Below are 14584 nucleotides of genomic sequence, written 5' to 3' on the forward strand. Positions count from 1 at the left end.
CCATTGTACGCTGCGGACGGTTCCTTCATCTGTCGTTCATCTGCCCGACGCCCCCTCGATATTGTCCGATCGACCGGGCCATGGCCGCAAGACTTGCACGACGGCGACAGGCATCCGATGTTATCGCAGGCAGCATTAGGGCACGATGAACATGGCCGGACGGGTAAAGCGCAAGGCGGGACTGGCGGCGGCCGAGGCGCTGGCCGATCGCCCGATCGCGCCGCCGGTCTGCGCGCTATGCGCCCGCCCGATCGGCGCGCAGGTGGAATGGCATCACCGCATCCCCAAGAGCGAAGGCGGGCGCGAGACGGTGCCGCTCCACCCGATCTGCCACCGCACGATCCACGCCAGCGCCACCAACGCCGAACTGGCCGGGTCGCTCGCCGATCTCGACAGCTTGCGCGACGTGCCGGCGGTCGCGCGCTTCGTGGCATGGGTGCGGGACAAACCCGCCGACTTCCGCGCGCCCGTCAGGCGGAGGCGGTAGCGCGCTGTCCTACAGCGGCGTGCGCCGATACACTTCCGACGAATGGCGATAGGAGGCTTTTGCGAATGCTACGCAATCCGAACGCGAACGCGCGGTTAGTGTAAACTTTGTAAACTTTGGGGGGGATTGGCGGGCTGGCACGGGCAAAGCCCGTGCCGTCGGTCGGCGCTTTGGGCGCCGTCGGCCGGCCGCGCCTTTAGGCTCGGGGTAGCTTCGCTACCCCTTGCCCGGCGCGGCCCCAGCGCGGCTTATTCCGCCGCAACCCCACCAAACATATCCCCCATGCCGCTGGCTTCCTCGTTCGCCGCCGGCACCGCCTTGGCCTTCTGGCGCTTGTCGAAGCCGTCCCACACCTCGTTCCAATTGCCGCGCGTCGCCGCCTTGGAATACTCCGTCGCGCGCTGTTCGAAGAAGTTGGCGTGCTCGACGCCGTTCAGCAGCGGGGCGAGCCACGGCAGGGGGTGTTCCTCGATCAGATAGATCGGCTTCATCCCCAATTGCCCCAGCCGCCAGTCGGCGATGTAGCGGATGTACTTCTTGATCTCCTTGGCGGTCATCCCGTGGACCGGCCCCATTTCAAAGGCGAGATCGATGAAATTGTCCTCCAGCCGCACCGTCGTCTGGCACATGTCGGCGATGTCGTCGCGAACGCTGCGCGTCATGCAGTCGCGTTCCTTGCAGAAGGCATGGAACAGCTTGATGATCCCTTCGCAGTGCAGGCTCTCGTCACGGACCGACCACGACACGATCTGCCCCATGCCCTTCATCTTGTTGAAGCGCGGGAAGTTCATCAGCATCGCGAACGACGCGAACAACTGCAGCCCTTCGGTGAAGCCGCCGAACATCGCCAGCGTCTTGGCGATGTCCTCGTCGGTATCGACCCCGAAGTTCTGGAGATAGTCGTGCTTGTCCTTCATCTCGCTATATTCGAGGAAGGCGCCATATTCGCTCTCGGGCATGCCGATCGTGTCGAGCAGATGGCTGTACGCCGCGATATGCACCGTCTCCATGTTGGAGAAGGCGGCGAGCATCATCTTGACCTCGGTCGGCTTGAAGATGCGGCCGTATTTCTCGTGGTAGCAATCCTGCACCTCGACATCCGCCTGGGTGAAGAAGCGGAAGATCTGCGTCAGCAGGTTGCGCTCGTGCGGGGTCAGCTTCTGCGCCCAGTCGCGGCAATCCTCGCCCAACGGCACCTCTTCGGGCATCCAGTGGATCTGCTGCTGGCGCTTCCAGAAATCGAACGCCCAAGGGTATTCGAACGGCTTGTACTGCTTGCGGGCTTCGGTGAGCGACATGGGGTTACTCCGGGAAAACTGAAAAGAGATTATCGAGGGATTATGGCGAAGAAATATGGCGTCATCCCGGCCGGTGCCGGAATGCCGAGCGCGAAAAGGTCATGCCGACCCCCACGACCATTGCGCGATCCCGAAGATCGCGAGGATGATCCCGAGCGCCAGCGCCATCATGCCGGTCATGGCATGGGCATAGCGGGCCTGCGGCGTGGCCCGCCCGCGCAACCGCGCAAGCAGCCATACGCCAAGGCCCCCCGCGACTAGCGCGACGCCCAGCATGATGACGACGTTCTGCGTCATGCGACCAACGGCGGGGACATGCGTTTGACCGCCGCCCCCAACGGAGAAACATCATGGCCGATCTGAGCAACATCAACGAACACGCCGACGTCATCGGCGCCGACGGCGTCCATGTCGGCACCGTCGACCGCGTAGAAGGCGACCGCATCAAGCTGACGAAGAAAGACAGCGGCGCGCAGGTCGAAGGCGCGGAGTCCAGCCACGAAGGGCACCACCATTATATCGACGGCGGCCTCGTCGCCGAGGTCGAGGGTGACACCGTCCGTCTGTCGGCCAACGCCGACGTCGCGGTGACATTCGAGACCGAAGAGGACGGCTCGGCGCTCTGAATACAGTGCATCGGCCGTGCGCGGGGCAGGGCGACCCGCCCCCGCATGGTCCGAGGCGCGCTGGATCGTCATGCCGCGACCCGGTCGTGCCGCGGCTTCAAATGAAATTCGACGTTGTTCGAGAACAGTTCGTAATCGTCATAGCCTTTCAGCAGCGCGCGCTTTTCGGGCGTCAAATGGACCTCGCAGAACCGGCCGAGTTCGGCATGGTCGCGCGTCACCTCGAACCCTTCGGCCTCGAACATCGCGCGCATGTCGGCACGCGACATGCGGTTGAGATAGGTGTCGACGATAAAGTCCGGGTCAGTCAGATGCGCCCACGCAGTATTGCCGGACGGATGCTGCTCGGCATGCTGCGGATACCATTCGACGGTATGGCCGCCGGTGATGCCGGTGAACACGCAGGGTCGCGAGATGACCATCCCGCCGGGGCGCAGGTGCGACCGGACGGTGCCGAGCATAAGGCGCAGTTCCTCGGGCGGAATATGTTCGAACACGTCGAACGAGATCATCAGATCGGCCTGTCCGATCGTCGCCCATGTCGCCTCGTCACCGGCCGAACCGATGGTGAACCGAACCTTGTCGGGCGCATAATCCGGCAGTTCGCGCCGGATCGTCGCATGGAATTTCGGCCATTCGCGCCGGTCGAATAACGCATAGCGCGCCACGCTCTTGACCGCGCGTTCGATGCCGTTGGTCCGCGCGGTGCGCAGCGCATCGCCCAGCGACAGGATCGGCGCGTCGAGGTCGATCGCATGGACCTGTGCGAACATCCCGCTCAGCAGGAACGCCCGGCGCGGTCGCGGTCCGAAGCCGATCTCGACCACGCTCGATTCGGCGGCACGCTTGCCGGTCGCCTGTTCGAACGATGCGACATAGCCTTGCAGTTCGCGCAGCTCGTGCAGCGCCGCTTCCTCGCCGCTGGCTTCGCTTACACGATGGCGGATCAGCGCGGCGGCATAGCGCAGCTTCTCGATCGGCCCGACCTTGCCGGACGAATTGGTTTTGGCCATCCCCATGTTCCCGTTTTCGTGCCCCAAGATCACGCGCATAGGGCACGTCGAACCGACCTGCGACTTCCCGCTTGAGGATCAGCCCACGCCGTCAGACGGGGACGCTGCGCGACCCCGCTGCCCGCCGTGGTCTGTCCTCACCTTGCTTGCGCAAGGTGAGGCGACCCGCTCACTGACAGGCAAGGCACTCATCATAATCGGTCGTCTCGCCCAGATCGAACTTCGCCAGTTCGGAGGTATTGTCCGCCTCCACGCCGCCCGCGAATCCGGCGCGCTGCACCGACTTCGAGCGGAGATAGTAGAGCGACTTGATGCCCAGCTCCCACGCGCGGAAGTGGAGCATCAACAGGTCCCACTTCTCGACATCGGCGGGGATGAACAGGTTCAGCGACTGCGCCTGATCGATATAGGGCGTGCGATCGCCGGCCAGTTCGAGCAGCCAGCGCTGATCGATCTCGAAGCTGGTCTTGAACGTGTCCTTTTCCTCGACTGACAGGAAGTCGAGGTGCTGGACCGAACCACCCCGCTCGAGGATCGTGTTCCACACCGCGTCGCTGTTCTTCGACTTCGCGATCAGCAGCTTTTCGAGATACGGGTTCTTGACCGACCACGAACCCGACAGCGTCTTGTGGGTATAGATGTTCGCCGGGATCGGTTCGATGCAGGCGCTGGTGCCGCCGCAGATGATGCTGATCGAGGCGGTCGGCGCGATCGCCATCTTGCACGAAAACCGCTCCATCACGCCCATGTCGGCGGCGTCGGGGCAGGGCCCGCGCTCGCCGGCGAGCTGCATCGACGCCTCGTTCACCTGCGCGCTGATGTGGCGGAACACCTTGAGGTTCCACGCCTTGGCCATCGCGCCTTCGAACGGCAGGCCGCGCGCCTGCAGGAACGAGTGGAAGCCCATGACCCCCAGACCGACCGAACGCTCGCGCTCCGCCGAATAGCGCGCGCGGGCCATCTCGTCGGGTGCGCGCTCGATATAGTCGGTCAGCACATTGTCGAGGAAGCGCATCACATCCTCGATGAAGCGCTTGTCGCCGTTCCATTCGTCCCACGTCTCGAGGTTGAGCGACGAGAGGCAGCACACGGCGGTGCGATCATTGCCGAGGTGGTCCTTGCCGGTGGGCAGCGTGATCTCGCTGCACAGGTTCGAGGTCGATACCTTCAGGCCCAGATCGCGGTGATGCTTGGGCATCGTCGAATTCACATGGTCGCTGAACACGATGTACGGCTCGCCGGTGGCGAGGCGGGTTTCGACCAGCTTCTGGAACAGCGAGCGGGCGTCGACCGTGGCACGGACCGACCCGTCCTTCGGGCTCTTCAGTTGCCATTCGGCACCGTCGCGCACCGCTTCCATAAAGGCATCGGGGATCAGCACGCCGTGATGCAGGTTCAGCGCCTTGCGGTTGAAATCGCCGCTGGGCTTGCGGATTTCGAGGAACTCCTCGATTTCCGGGTGGCTGATGTCGAGGTAGCACGCCGCCGACCCGCGCCGCAGCGACCCTTGCGAGATGGCGAGCGTCAGCGAATCCATGACGCGGACGAACGGGATGATGCCGCTGGTCTTGCCGTTCAGGCCGACCGGCTCGCCGATGCCGCGGACATTGCCCCAATAGGTGCCGATGCCGCCGCCGCGCGACGCCAGCCAGACATTCTCGTTCCACGTCTCGACGATGCCCTCAAGGCTGTCGGGGACCGAGTTGAGATAGCAGGAGATCGGCAGGCCGCGCCCGGTGCCGCCGTTCGACAGGACCGGCGTCGCCGGCATGAACCACAGCTTCGAGATATAGTCGTACAGCCGCTGCGCATGCGCGGCATCGTCGGCATAGGCCGAGGCGACGCGGACGAACAGGTCCTGATAGGATTCGCCCGGCAGCAAATAGCGGTCCTTCAGCGTATCCTTGCCGAAATCGGTGAGCAGCGCGTCGCGCGAATGATCGACCTCGACCGCGTGGAGCTGGGCATCGACGGTGTGGCTGGTGCGTACCGGTGCCGCCGTGGCGACGGCGGTGGCAGCGGCGAGATCGAGGGTGAGCGTGTTGCGATCGGTCACGTCTGAATCCCTGAAGTCCATGGCGGTATCCTGTTTACTGGCGCGTTCGGCACGGGTGCGGCGGAAGCGTCCGCACTGCCTTGCACGGATGTGCTTCCCGACGATGGACCCCTGCGGAAAACCGCGCGAACCGATTGTCTGGAATGCCGATCCGACACCATGGCTAGTGCGTCCCGTAGAACGTTACCCACAAGACTTAGTTGCCCAAGCCGCCGGAATGCAAGCGCCACATATCGACGCGCGGGCGCGTCGAACGGCGCGACGCATGGACTTTCCGGCCTTTCCCGAACGCGCAAGTCCGAAAAAATCTTTTTTGGAACCGGTCGCTCAGGGGCGGTGGCAGCGGTGCATGATCCGCGTCTGCCATGCCAGCACTAGCGGCACGACGACCAGTTCGACGCCCAGCCCGATGCGGTGGCCGATCGAGGGCAGTCCCATCTCGCCCAGCCCCGCCAGACGGCCAAGGCCGCCGAGAATCACGATCGCGCCGAGCAGGCGGATACGCCCGCTCTTGCGTTCGATGCCGGGAATGCAACTGAGGAAACCAGCGGCGATGCCGACCAGCAGGCCGGACAGATAGCGGAAATGACTGTCCAGATCGACTGTCGGCGCGGACTGGACCCATGTCGCGCCGCGCACCATGCCGAGGGACCCCGCGACGAGCGGCAACAGGCAGGTAAGCGCCACCACCGCCTGCAACAGCGTGCGTTCGCACCGGGGGCTCATTGCCGTTCGCGCTCCAGCAGTTCGGCGCGTACCCGGATCGCGCGCACCGACATGCGGACCTCGACCAGAAACCATGTCAGCCCGCCGATCAGCAGCAGCATCGACAGGATGAACGCGATCGCCACCGCCTTACCCAGCCGCAGGTCGAGCAGTTCGGCGGTGAACAGCATCGCCACGACGGTGCAGTTCGCGACCGCCGACAGCACGACGAGGAACACCGCGCTGTTGATGACGCGGATCCGCCGGTCGAGCAGGCGCAGTTCGAAGACGTGGCGGTCATGCTCCGGCCCGATCGAGCTGGGGTGCAGCTTTTCCAGATCGCGCGCGCGGTCGACGATCCGCGCCAGCCGCCCGACCATGACGTTCAGGATCGCGCCGATTCCGGCCAGCAGGAACACCGGCGCGATCGCGGTCTGGATCGTCTTGGCGACGGTCGAAAGGACGGGTTCGAATTCCACGACAGCGATATGACGCCCGCGACCGGTACGGGCAAGGCGGCTTCTCCACCGGATCGTAACGTCTGCCCGCCAGTTTGCCCGGCGATGACCCGCTCCACCGTTTCCGTTCCCGACGCCCGGCCCGATGCCCGGATCGTCGATGGCCTGTCGCCCGCGATCGATCTGGTCGCGGCGGCGGCGCCACCGTCGCATCGTTTCCTGCGCCGCCAGTGGTTCGCCGCCGCGCTGACGGCCTATGGCGGTGTCGCGCGGACGGTGACGGTCGCGCGCGGCGACGCGCCGGTCGCGGCGTTGCCGCTGGTGCCGCTCGGCCCCGGCATTCTGCGGCTGGGGCAGGTGCCGGGATGCTATTGGCCGTTCCGCAGCCTGCCGGTCGCGGCCGATGCGACACCGGCCGAATTCGACACGCTGCTCGCCACCACCGGACGGGCAGTGCGCGGGTTCCGGCTCGGCCCAATCTATGACGGCGACCCCGCGCTCACCGGCTTGCTCGCCGCCGCCGGTCGTGCGGGCTGGCGGGCGATGCCGCGCTTCGTCGCCGACAGCTTCCTGCTCGACATCGCCGCCGTGCAGGCCGAGGGCGCATGGCCGCGCGGCTCGACGCTGAAGAAAAACCGTTTCCACGAAAAGCATCTCGCCAGCCATGGCGCGCTCGACTGGTCGTTCGTAAGCGGCGGCGACTGGAACGCAGCCGCGTTCGATGCGCTCGCCACGGTCGAGGAGCGGAGCTGGATCGCCGAGCGGACCGACGGCAGCGACGCCAAGTTCACCGGTGAAGGGCATGGCGCGTTCTGGCGGACCGCCGCCGCCGATCCGGTGATCGCCGGCATGTTGTGGGCGGCGGTGCTGCGCATCGACGGGGTGCCCGCCGCCTTCTCGTTCGATCTGAACGCCGGCCACCTGAAATACGCCATCGCCAACAGCTATGACCCCGCCTTCGCGAAACATTCGCCGGGGCGGCTGCTCTATTACCGCAATCTGGTCCAGGGGATGGCCGACGGCATCACCCTGGTCGACTGGGGGGCGGGGGACAGCGGCTACAAGCGGGTCATCGGCGCGCAGCAGGGGCCGGCGATCCGCGACTGGCTGTTCCTGCAGCCGGGGTTGCCCGCGCTGATCGGCCGGTTGCTGCGACGACGTTGGAGCGCCAGCGGGCAATAGCCATCTGCTCGGGACCTGCGTTTCGGATCAATCACTTGCCTTGGCTGCATCCTTTGGATGATTGAGCGCGACCACCGAATCGCGAACATGTCGCGCGGGGTCGAAGGGCGATCATGGACGTCGTCCGGCGCGGGCCGATCGATCCATGGCCGCCCGTACCGGACCACCGAACCTTCCCGCGCAAATGGTCCGTCATGTCGTTCCTTCCGCCTGCCTTCACCCGATTGCCGATCGCTATGGCGGCCTATGGCGCGGTGATCCTGTTGCTGGCGACGGCGACGCTGTCGTTCGCGTCGGCGATGGCGGGGGCGGTGCTGATCTGGCCGGTCAATGCGGTCGCGGTTTCGATGCTGACCCGACAGCCGGTCGCCCGGCTGCCGCAGTGGCTGGCCGTCACCGCCGTGGCCATGCTGCTGTCGCATGTCGTGCTCGGCATCGAGACGCGGTTGGCGCTGGGGTTCAGCGCGATCAACCTGATCGAGATCACCGTCGTTGCCACGCTGCTGCGGCGCTCGGGCGCCGATCCGATGCGGCTGCGCGGCTATGCGCTGACGATCCTTGCGGCGATGGCCGGCGCGGCGGTCAGCACGCCGCTGGCCGCCGGACTGTCGGCGGCGGTCGGCGGGCCGGTGTCGGTGCTGGCCATGGCCCGCTGGTTCGCCGCCAGCGTCATGGGCATGGTGATCGTGGTGCCGGCACTCGGCGCCAGCCGCCGCGACCTGCCCGGCGAAGGCACGATCGGGCCGGTCGCACTCGTCCTGCTGCCGTCGATCGCGGCACTCGTCGCGACGCTGGTGTTCGGCATCGGCAATTATCCGCTGCTGTTCCTGCTGATGCCGTGCGGGGTGTTCGCCGCCTTCCACCACGGTTTCGGCGGCGCGGCGCTGACCACGCTGACGATCGCGATAGTCGCCACGATCTTCACCGTCCACGGCGACGGGCCGATCGCGGCGAGCTTTCCCGAAACCATCGATCGCTTCCTGTTCCTACAACTGTTCCTGTCGGCGATCACGCTGACCGCCTTTCCGATGGCGACGCTGCTTCACCACCGCGACCGCGCGCTGGAACAGACCCGCGCCGCCGAGCGCGAGTTGCGCCTGCTGACCGACCATTCGACCGACCTGATCCTGCGCATCGGCATGGACGGCATCCGCCGCTATGCCTCGCCCGCGTCGCAGCAACTGCTCGGCTATGCGCCCGAGGAGTTGGTCGGGCGCAGTTCGTTCGAACGGATGCACCCCGACGATAAGGAACGGATGCGCAGGGCCTGCCTGACGCTGACCGAAAACGGCGTCGGTGTGGTGCGTCGCTATCGCCAGCGGCATCGCGACGGCCAGTATGTGTGGCTGGAAGGCGCGTTCCGCCTGACGCCGGGCGACGGGCCGGTGGGGGAAATCGTCGCGACGGTGCGCGACATCGGGCTGCGCCAGGCCGCCGAGCAGGCCGCGACCGCGGCGATCGCGCAACTGGAGGAGCGGCAGCGCCTGCTGGCGATGGCCGAGGCGGCGGCGCAGATCGGCCATTGGCGCATCGATCACGACGGACAGCGCTTGTTCTGGTCGCCCGAGGTGTTCCGCATCCACGGCCTGCCGGTCGGCGCCGCCCCGCCGCTGGGCGATGCGGTCGACTGTTATCATCCCGACGACCGGGCGATGGTCCGCTCGCGGATCGCGCAGACGTTCGCGGGCGAGGGGCCGTTCGCGTTCGAGGCGCGGCTGCACCGCAACGACGGCGCGCTGCGCTGGGTATCGACACGTGGACAGGCGGAACAGGGGCCGGACGGCACGACCGTCGGGCTGTTCGGCGTGTTCCAGGACATTACCGAACAGGTCACGGCGATGGCCGAACTGCGTGCCGCGCGCGAAGCGGCCGAACGCGCGCTGGCGGCGCGCGCCACCTTCGTCGCGACGATCAGCCACGAGATCCGCACCCCGCTGACCGCGATCCTCGCCGCCGCGCAGTTGCTGCGCGACACGCCCGAGCGGGTCGAACGGATGCGGCATCTCGACTCGCTCGAACAGGCCGGACGGACGCTGTCGCATATCGTCGACGACGTGCTGACCTTTTCCAAGCTGGAGGCAGGGCAGGGCGAGGCGGAGGCGATCGCGTTCGAGCCCGACGCGCTGATCGCCGGCATCGCCGGCATGTTCGCGACCGACGCGGCGGCGCATGGCATCGCGCTGGAGGCCGATATTGCCCCCGGCCGGGTGATCGGCGATCCGGCGCGGTTGCAGCGGGTGCTGACCAACCTCGTCGGCAATGCGATCAAGTTCACCCGTGCCGGATCGGTCCGCATCACCGCGACCGCGAGCGGTGGCGATCTATGGTGTTTCGATGTCGCCGACACCGGCGTCGGCATCCGCGACGACCGGCTGGAGGCGATCTTCGAGCCGTTCGTGCAGGCCGACGCATCGACCACGCGCAGCTATGGCGGCACGGGCCTGGGCCTCAGCATCAGCCGGATGCTGGTCGAATCGATGGGCGGTGCGATCGGCGTCGACAGCCGCGCGGGCGAGGGATCGCGCTTCTGGTTCACCCTTCCGCTGCCGGCCACCGTCGCCGCGACCAGCGAGATCGCCCCGCCGCCGCCCACCGCGCCGGTCCGCCCGCGCAGCATCCTCGTCGCCGAGGACAACGACACCAACCGTTATCTGATCGCCGAGATCGTCCGCCGGCTGGGCCACCATGTCGTCGCGGTCGAACATGGCGCGCGGGCGGTGGAATATGTCACCGACCGGGCGGGGCATCCGATCGATCTGGTGCTGATGGACGTGCAGATGCCAGTCATGGACGGGATCGCCGCGACCCGGGCGATCCGGGCATGGAGCGGCGCCGGCGCGCGCGTGCCGATCTTTGCGCTGACCGCCGATCTGTCGGCCGAACGCCGTGCCGAAGTCGTTGCGGCGGGCATGAACGGGGTCCTTGCCAAGCCGGTCGACATCGCGGCGTTGCGTCATGCGATCGCGGGCGTGACCGTGGAGCAGGACGAGGAACACGATACCGCACCGGACGTGGCGGCGATCGATCCCGGACGGGTCCGCGCGCTCGGCGAGACGCTGGGGCCGGCGGCGCGCGACACGCTGCTCGGCCTGCTGGTCGAGGATGCCCAGCGTATTCCGGGGCGTCTCCGCGCATTGGTCGGCGGCGGGCGGGGCGATCTCGCCCGGCGCGAGGCGCATGCCCTGCGCGGTGCGGCGGCGAGTGTCGGTGCGCAGGCGCTGGTGGCCGCGCTCCGCGTGGTGGAGGACGCGCGGGAGGATGCGCCGATCGATCCGGCATGGCTCGACACGATCGATCGCGCGGCGCAGGCGGTGGTCGCCGCCGCGCGCGCGGTGAGCGACCAGGCGTGATGCGGGACGGTCAGTCCTCGGCGTCGAATGCCTGAAGCGCCAGCACCGCCTGCGTCCGGTTGCTGACGCCCAGCTTGCGGAAGATCGCCGACAAGTGCGACTTCACCGTCGGTTCGGCGAGTTGCAGGTCATAGGCGATCTGCTTGTTCTGATGCCCGTTGGCGATCGCGCGGAGCACGCGCAGTTGCGCGATCGACAAGGTGCCCATCCGCTGCGCGAGGTCGGCGCGCCGGTCGTCGCTCGCGCCGATGTCGATTCCTGCGGGAATCCAGCGTTCGCCGGCGAGCAGGCTGCGGATCGCCGCCACCATCTCGTCGATCGGCGAGGATTTGGGGATGAAGCCGCTGGCGCCCAGCGCCACCGCCTGACGGATCACGCTCGGATCGTCCCGACCGGACACGATCGCGATCCGCGCGGCCGGCCGCACCGCGCGCAATACCGCCAGACCGGCGAACCCCTGAACATCGGGCAGCATCAGGTCGAGCAGGATCAGGTCGTGCGGACGGACGCGGGCGAAATCCTCCGCCTCGGCCAGCGTCGTCGCGCTGTCGATCGTCACCGCCGGATCGACGACCCGCGCCGCCATCGCCAGCGCGGTCGCACACATCGGATGGTCGTCGGCGACGAGGATTTGCGACATCGAGGGCCTCCATTCCGTTTCGGCACCGTAGCGATACCGCGAACCGGTTTGACAGGCCATATCACAAAGGCGGGTCAGTTGAAGGGCGAAGTGATTGAAGATGCGACCGTCTTGTCGCGGGACAGCACGACCGGGGCACCGGCGAAGTCGGTTTCGATCACCCGGTCGATCGACCGTTCGATCCCGCGGGTAAGGTCGGCCGGCACCTCGACGACGAAGCCGCGCGCGACCAGCCCATCGATCGCCCAGCGGACACAATAGTCGGCGGCGACTCCCACCACGATCGCGCGGTCGATACCCGCCGCGCGCAACCCGGCGAAGAAACCGTCGCGCGCCACCGCCACGGATGCCGGCTGTCGCAGGTCGTGGAGCGTCAGCCCCGGTTCGGCCCACATATCGAACACGCCTTTCTCCAGCCCGAGACAGGGAATGTCCGCCGCCACGACATCGGCCCCGACCAGATTGCGCCAGCCCGGCGTGCCATGGACGCAGTGGATCGGAAACAGCGTCGCCTCGGCACTGGTCGAATAGGTATCGGCGAAATGGGTGTCGAAGGTGAACACTACCGCCGCCGTATCCGCCGCCTGTCGCCGGCCGAGCCATGCGCGGATCGGCGCGGCCAGCCGGTCGGCACCGGGCACCGGCAAAGCCCCGTCCGCCAGCATGAAATCCGCCTGGGTATCCACCACCACGATCAGATCGCGCATCTTCCAGCTCCTGTCATCCGATACTGGACATATATGCTAGGAGGATATATGTAAAGTGCATGGAAGATATGGCATCCTCCCAAGCATATGACCCCGGGCGCTATGATCGCCCGTCGGTGACGGCCGATATTGTCGTGCTGGGAATCATGGATGGCCGTCCGGTCGTGCTGCTGACCCGGCGTCGGCAGTCGCCGTTCGCCGATCGATGGACGCTGCCCGGCGGGTTCGTCGGCATCGACGAGGCGCTGGAGGCGGCGGCCCGACGGGTGCTGGCGGAAAAGGGCGGGCTGGTCGGCCCGGTGCCCGAACAGGTCCATTGCTTCGGCGCGGTCGATCGCGATCCACGCATGCGGATCGTCAGCATCGCGCATCGCGTGTTGCTGACCCCGGCGGAGCTGGCCGGGCTGACGCTGGACGCGGGGCAGCGGCTGGCGACGATCGATGCGACCGGCGCGGTCCGCATCGATGGCGATGCGATTGCGCTCGGCTTCGATCATGCCGCGATCGTCGCGTTGACGCTCGACCGGTTGCGTGGCGGGATCGACGACGCTGCTTTCGCGCTGTTGCCCGATCGCTTCACGCTGCGCGATCTTCAGGGCGTGCAGGAAGCGGTGCTGGGCCGCGCGCTCAACAAGCCCGCCTTTCGCCGCCGGATGCTCGACAGCGGGCGGATCACGCCCACCGGCGACCGCGAGGCGGGAACCGCCTTTCGCCCCGCCGCCTTCTATACCCGCACCATAAAGGATTGATCGATGGTGATGACGGATATTGCCACCCGTGTCTGGAACCATGGCTGGCGGCTGGACCCGGTGGTGCGCAGCCTGCTCGATACCGATTTCTACAAGCTGCTGATGGTGCAGATGATCCGCGAGGTTCGCCCCGACGTACAGGCGACCTTCGCGGTGCTAAACCGGACAAAGGCGGTACGGCTGGCCGAGGTGATCGACGAGAGCGAATTGCGCGCCCAGCTCGACCATGCGCGGACGCTGCGCTTCTCGAAGCAGGAGCTGATCTGGCTGGCGGGCAACAGCTTCTATGGGGTCGAACGGATGTTCGCGCCGGGGTTCATCGACTGGCTGGCCGAATTTCGCCTGCCCGAATACGAGCTGTCGGTGCGCGACGGGCAATATGAGCTGCGTTTCGCGGGGCCGTGGGCGGCGACGTCGCTATGGGAAATCCCGGCGCTCACCATCCTCAACGAACTGCGTGCCCGCGCGGCGCTGGCCGATCACGGCCGCTTCGCGCTCGACGTCACCTATGCGCGGGCGAAGGCGCGATTGTGGGACAAGGTCGAGCGGCTGCGCGACCTGCCCGATCTGGTCCTGTCGGACTTCGGCACGCGGCGGCGGCACGGCTTTCTGTGGCAGCGCTGGTGCGTCGAGGCGTTGCAGGAGGGGCTGGGTGACCGCTTCATCGGCACGTCGAACGTGCTGCTGGCGATGCAGGCCGGGCTGGAGGCAGTCGGCACCAACGCGCATGAACTGCCGATGGTCGAGGCGGCGCTGGCCGACGACGATGCCGGCATCGCCGCCGCACCCTATCGCGTGCTCGAGGAGTGGCGGCGGCATTATGGCGGCAACCTGTTGATCGCGCTGCCTGATGCGTTCGGCACCACCGCGTTCCTGCGCGATGCGCCGGCGTGGCTGGCGCAGTGGACCGGCTTCCGCCCCGACAGCATGCCGCCGATCGAGGGCGGCGAACAGATCATCGCATGGTGGCACGCCCAGGGCGTCGATCCGCGCAGCAGGTTGCTGATCTTTTCCGACGGGATGGATGTCGACAGCATCACTGCGACCTACCACCACTTCCATGGCCGGGTGCGGATGAGCTTCGGCTGGGGCACCAACCTGACCAACGACTTTCGCGGCTGCGATCCGCTGGGCGCCGGCGGGCTGGAGCCGATCTCGCTGGTGTGCAAGGTCGTCGAGGCGAACGGACGCCACGCGGTCAAGCTGTCCGACAACCCGGCCAAGGCGACCGGCCGGCCGGAGGACATCGCCCGTTACCTGCGCATCTTCGGTGAAGGCGGGCGCGTGGCGCAGCCGGTCGCGGTGTAGCCGTC

14 protein-coding genes are annotated in these 14584 nt (G+C 67.0%); 6 read left to right on the forward strand and 8 right to left on the reverse strand.

Annotated elements, in window-relative coordinates; translation table 11 throughout:
• The first annotated feature begins 151 nt into the window (after positions 1-151).
• Positions 152-487 carry an HNH endonuclease gene (locus LRA89_RS03070; RefSeq protein WP_230768973.1) on the forward strand — a complete coding sequence of 112 codons (336 nt, stop codon included), beginning with the start codon at positions 152-154 and terminating at the stop codon, positions 485-487.
• Positions 488-735: 248 nt separating this feature from the next.
• Here the strand turns inward: LRA89_RS03070 and LRA89_RS03075 are convergent, their stop codons facing one another.
• Both LRA89_RS03075 and LRA89_RS03080 read right to left on the reverse strand, forming a co-directional pair.
• A complete protein-coding gene (locus LRA89_RS03075) occupies positions 736-1785 on the reverse strand; it encodes a ribonucleotide-diphosphate reductase subunit beta (protein ID WP_055755550.1) in 1050 nt (349 codons plus the stop codon).
• 99 nt (positions 1786-1884) lie between these two features.
• Positions 1885-2082, reverse strand: coding sequence for a hypothetical protein (locus tag LRA89_RS03080; RefSeq protein ID WP_230768974.1), 198 nt, complete (start codon positions 2080-2082; stop codon positions 1885-1887).
• A 53-nt stretch (positions 2083-2135) separates the two neighbouring features.
• On the opposite strand from LRA89_RS03080, the gene LRA89_RS03085 reads away from it, so the two are divergent.
• Positions 2136-2411, forward strand: a complete 276-nt coding sequence (locus LRA89_RS03085) for a DUF2171 domain-containing protein (protein ID WP_230768975.1) — start codon at positions 2136-2138, stop codon at positions 2409-2411.
• A gap of 68 nt (positions 2412-2479) precedes the next feature.
• Here the strand turns inward: LRA89_RS03085 and LRA89_RS03090 are convergent, their stop codons facing one another.
• The 4 genes from LRA89_RS03090 to LRA89_RS03105 form a co-directional block, all read right to left on the reverse strand.
• Positions 2480-3424 carry a class I SAM-dependent methyltransferase gene (locus LRA89_RS03090; protein WP_230768976.1) on the reverse strand — a complete coding sequence of 315 codons (945 nt, stop codon included), beginning with the start codon at positions 3422-3424 and terminating at the stop codon, positions 2480-2482.
• A 169-nt stretch (positions 3425-3593) separates the two neighbouring features.
• Positions 3594-5501 carry a ribonucleoside-diphosphate reductase subunit alpha gene (locus LRA89_RS03095; protein ID WP_230768977.1) on the reverse strand — a complete coding sequence of 636 codons (1908 nt, stop codon included), beginning with the start codon at positions 5499-5501 and terminating at the stop codon, positions 3594-3596.
• A 306-nt stretch (positions 5502-5807) separates the two neighbouring features.
• Positions 5808-6206, reverse strand: a complete 399-nt coding sequence (locus LRA89_RS03100) for a DUF4345 domain-containing protein (RefSeq protein WP_230768978.1) — start codon at positions 6204-6206, stop codon at positions 5808-5810.
• On the reverse strand, positions 6203-6664 hold the full coding sequence (locus LRA89_RS03105) for a DUF2721 domain-containing protein (protein ID WP_055755556.1): 462 nt from the start codon (positions 6662-6664) through the stop codon (positions 6203-6205). The genes LRA89_RS03100 and LRA89_RS03105 overlap by 4 nt, the downstream gene beginning before the upstream one ends.
• A gap of 84 nt (positions 6665-6748) precedes the next feature.
• Here LRA89_RS03105 and LRA89_RS03110 point away from each other — a divergent pair, with 84 nt between their 5' ends.
• Both LRA89_RS03110 and LRA89_RS03115 read left to right on the forward strand, forming a co-directional pair.
• Complete coding sequence (locus tag LRA89_RS03110; RefSeq protein ID WP_230768979.1) at positions 6749-7825, forward strand: GNAT family N-acetyltransferase; 1077 nt, start codon at positions 6749-6751, stop codon at positions 7823-7825.
• A 194-nt stretch (positions 7826-8019) separates the two neighbouring features.
• A complete protein-coding gene (locus tag LRA89_RS03115; RefSeq protein WP_230768980.1) occupies positions 8020-11175 on the forward strand; it encodes an ATP-binding protein in 3156 nt (1051 codons plus the stop codon).
• 10 nt (positions 11176-11185) lie between these two features.
• Here LRA89_RS03115 and LRA89_RS03120 read toward each other — a convergent pair whose 3' ends face one another.
• On the reverse strand, positions 11186-11815 hold the full coding sequence (locus LRA89_RS03120) for a response regulator transcription factor (protein ID WP_230768981.1): 630 nt from the start codon (positions 11813-11815) through the stop codon (positions 11186-11188).
• Between the two features lie 74 nt (positions 11816-11889).
• Positions 11890-12522 carry an isochorismatase family protein gene (locus LRA89_RS03125; protein WP_230768982.1) on the reverse strand — a complete coding sequence of 211 codons (633 nt, stop codon included), beginning with the start codon at positions 12520-12522 and terminating at the stop codon, positions 11890-11892.
• Positions 12523-12590: 68 nt separating this feature from the next.
• Between LRA89_RS03125 and LRA89_RS03130 the strand changes: the two genes are divergently transcribed.
• A complete protein-coding gene (locus LRA89_RS03130; protein WP_230768983.1) occupies positions 12591-13271 on the forward strand; it encodes an NUDIX hydrolase in 681 nt (226 codons plus the stop codon).
• Positions 13272-13274: 3 nt separating this feature from the next.
• A complete protein-coding gene (pncB, locus tag LRA89_RS03135) occupies positions 13275-14579 on the forward strand; it encodes a nicotinate phosphoribosyltransferase (RefSeq protein WP_230768984.1) in 1305 nt (434 codons plus the stop codon).
• Positions 14580-14584: the final 5 nt, after the last annotated feature.

This window comes from Sphingomonas sp. Leaf4 (genome assembly GCF_920939515.1).
GTDB lineage: Bacteria > Pseudomonadota > Alphaproteobacteria > Sphingomonadales > Sphingomonadaceae > Sphingomonas.

Bases quoted from the DNA above. Each gene is read 5' to 3' on its own strand.
- LRA89_RS03095 (WP_230768977.1), bottom strand. From the start codon at position 5,501: ATGGACTTCAGGGATTCAGACGTGACCGATCGCAACACGCTCACCCTC.
- LRA89_RS03085 (WP_230768975.1), top strand. From the start codon at position 2,136: ATGGCCGATCTGAGCAACATCAACGAACACGCCGACGTCATCGGCGCC.
- pncB (WP_230768984.1), top strand. From the start codon at position 13,275: ATGGTGATGACGGATATTGCCACCCGTGTCTGGAACCATGGCTGGCGG.
- LRA89_RS03090 (WP_230768976.1), bottom strand. From the start codon at position 3,424: ATGGCCAAAACCAATTCGTCCGGCAAGGTCGGGCCGATCGAGAAGCTG.
- LRA89_RS03130 (WP_230768983.1), top strand. From the start codon at position 12,591: ATGGCATCCTCCCAAGCATATGACCCCGGGCGCTATGATCGCCCGTCG.
- LRA89_RS03120 (WP_230768981.1), bottom strand. From the start codon at position 11,815: ATGTCGCAAATCCTCGTCGCCGACGACCATCCGATGTGTGCGACCGCG.
- LRA89_RS03125 (WP_230768982.1), bottom strand. From the start codon at position 12,522: ATGCGCGATCTGATCGTGGTGGTGGATACCCAGGCGGATTTCATGCTG.
- LRA89_RS03115 (WP_230768980.1), top strand. From the start codon at position 8,020: ATGTCGTTCCTTCCGCCTGCCTTCACCCGATTGCCGATCGCTATGGCG.
- LRA89_RS03110 (WP_230768979.1), top strand. From the start codon at position 6,749: ATGACCCGCTCCACCGTTTCCGTTCCCGACGCCCGGCCCGATGCCCGG.
- LRA89_RS03075 (WP_055755550.1), bottom strand. From the start codon at position 1,785: ATGTCGCTCACCGAAGCCCGCAAGCAGTACAAGCCGTTCGAATACCCT.
- LRA89_RS03080 (WP_230768974.1), bottom strand. From the start codon at position 2,082: ATGACGCAGAACGTCGTCATCATGCTGGGCGTCGCGCTAGTCGCGGGG.
- LRA89_RS03100 (WP_230768978.1), bottom strand. From the start codon at position 6,206: ATGAGCCCCCGGTGCGAACGCACGCTGTTGCAGGCGGTGGTGGCGCTT.
- LRA89_RS03070 (WP_230768973.1), top strand. From the start codon at position 152: ATGGCCGGACGGGTAAAGCGCAAGGCGGGACTGGCGGCGGCCGAGGCG.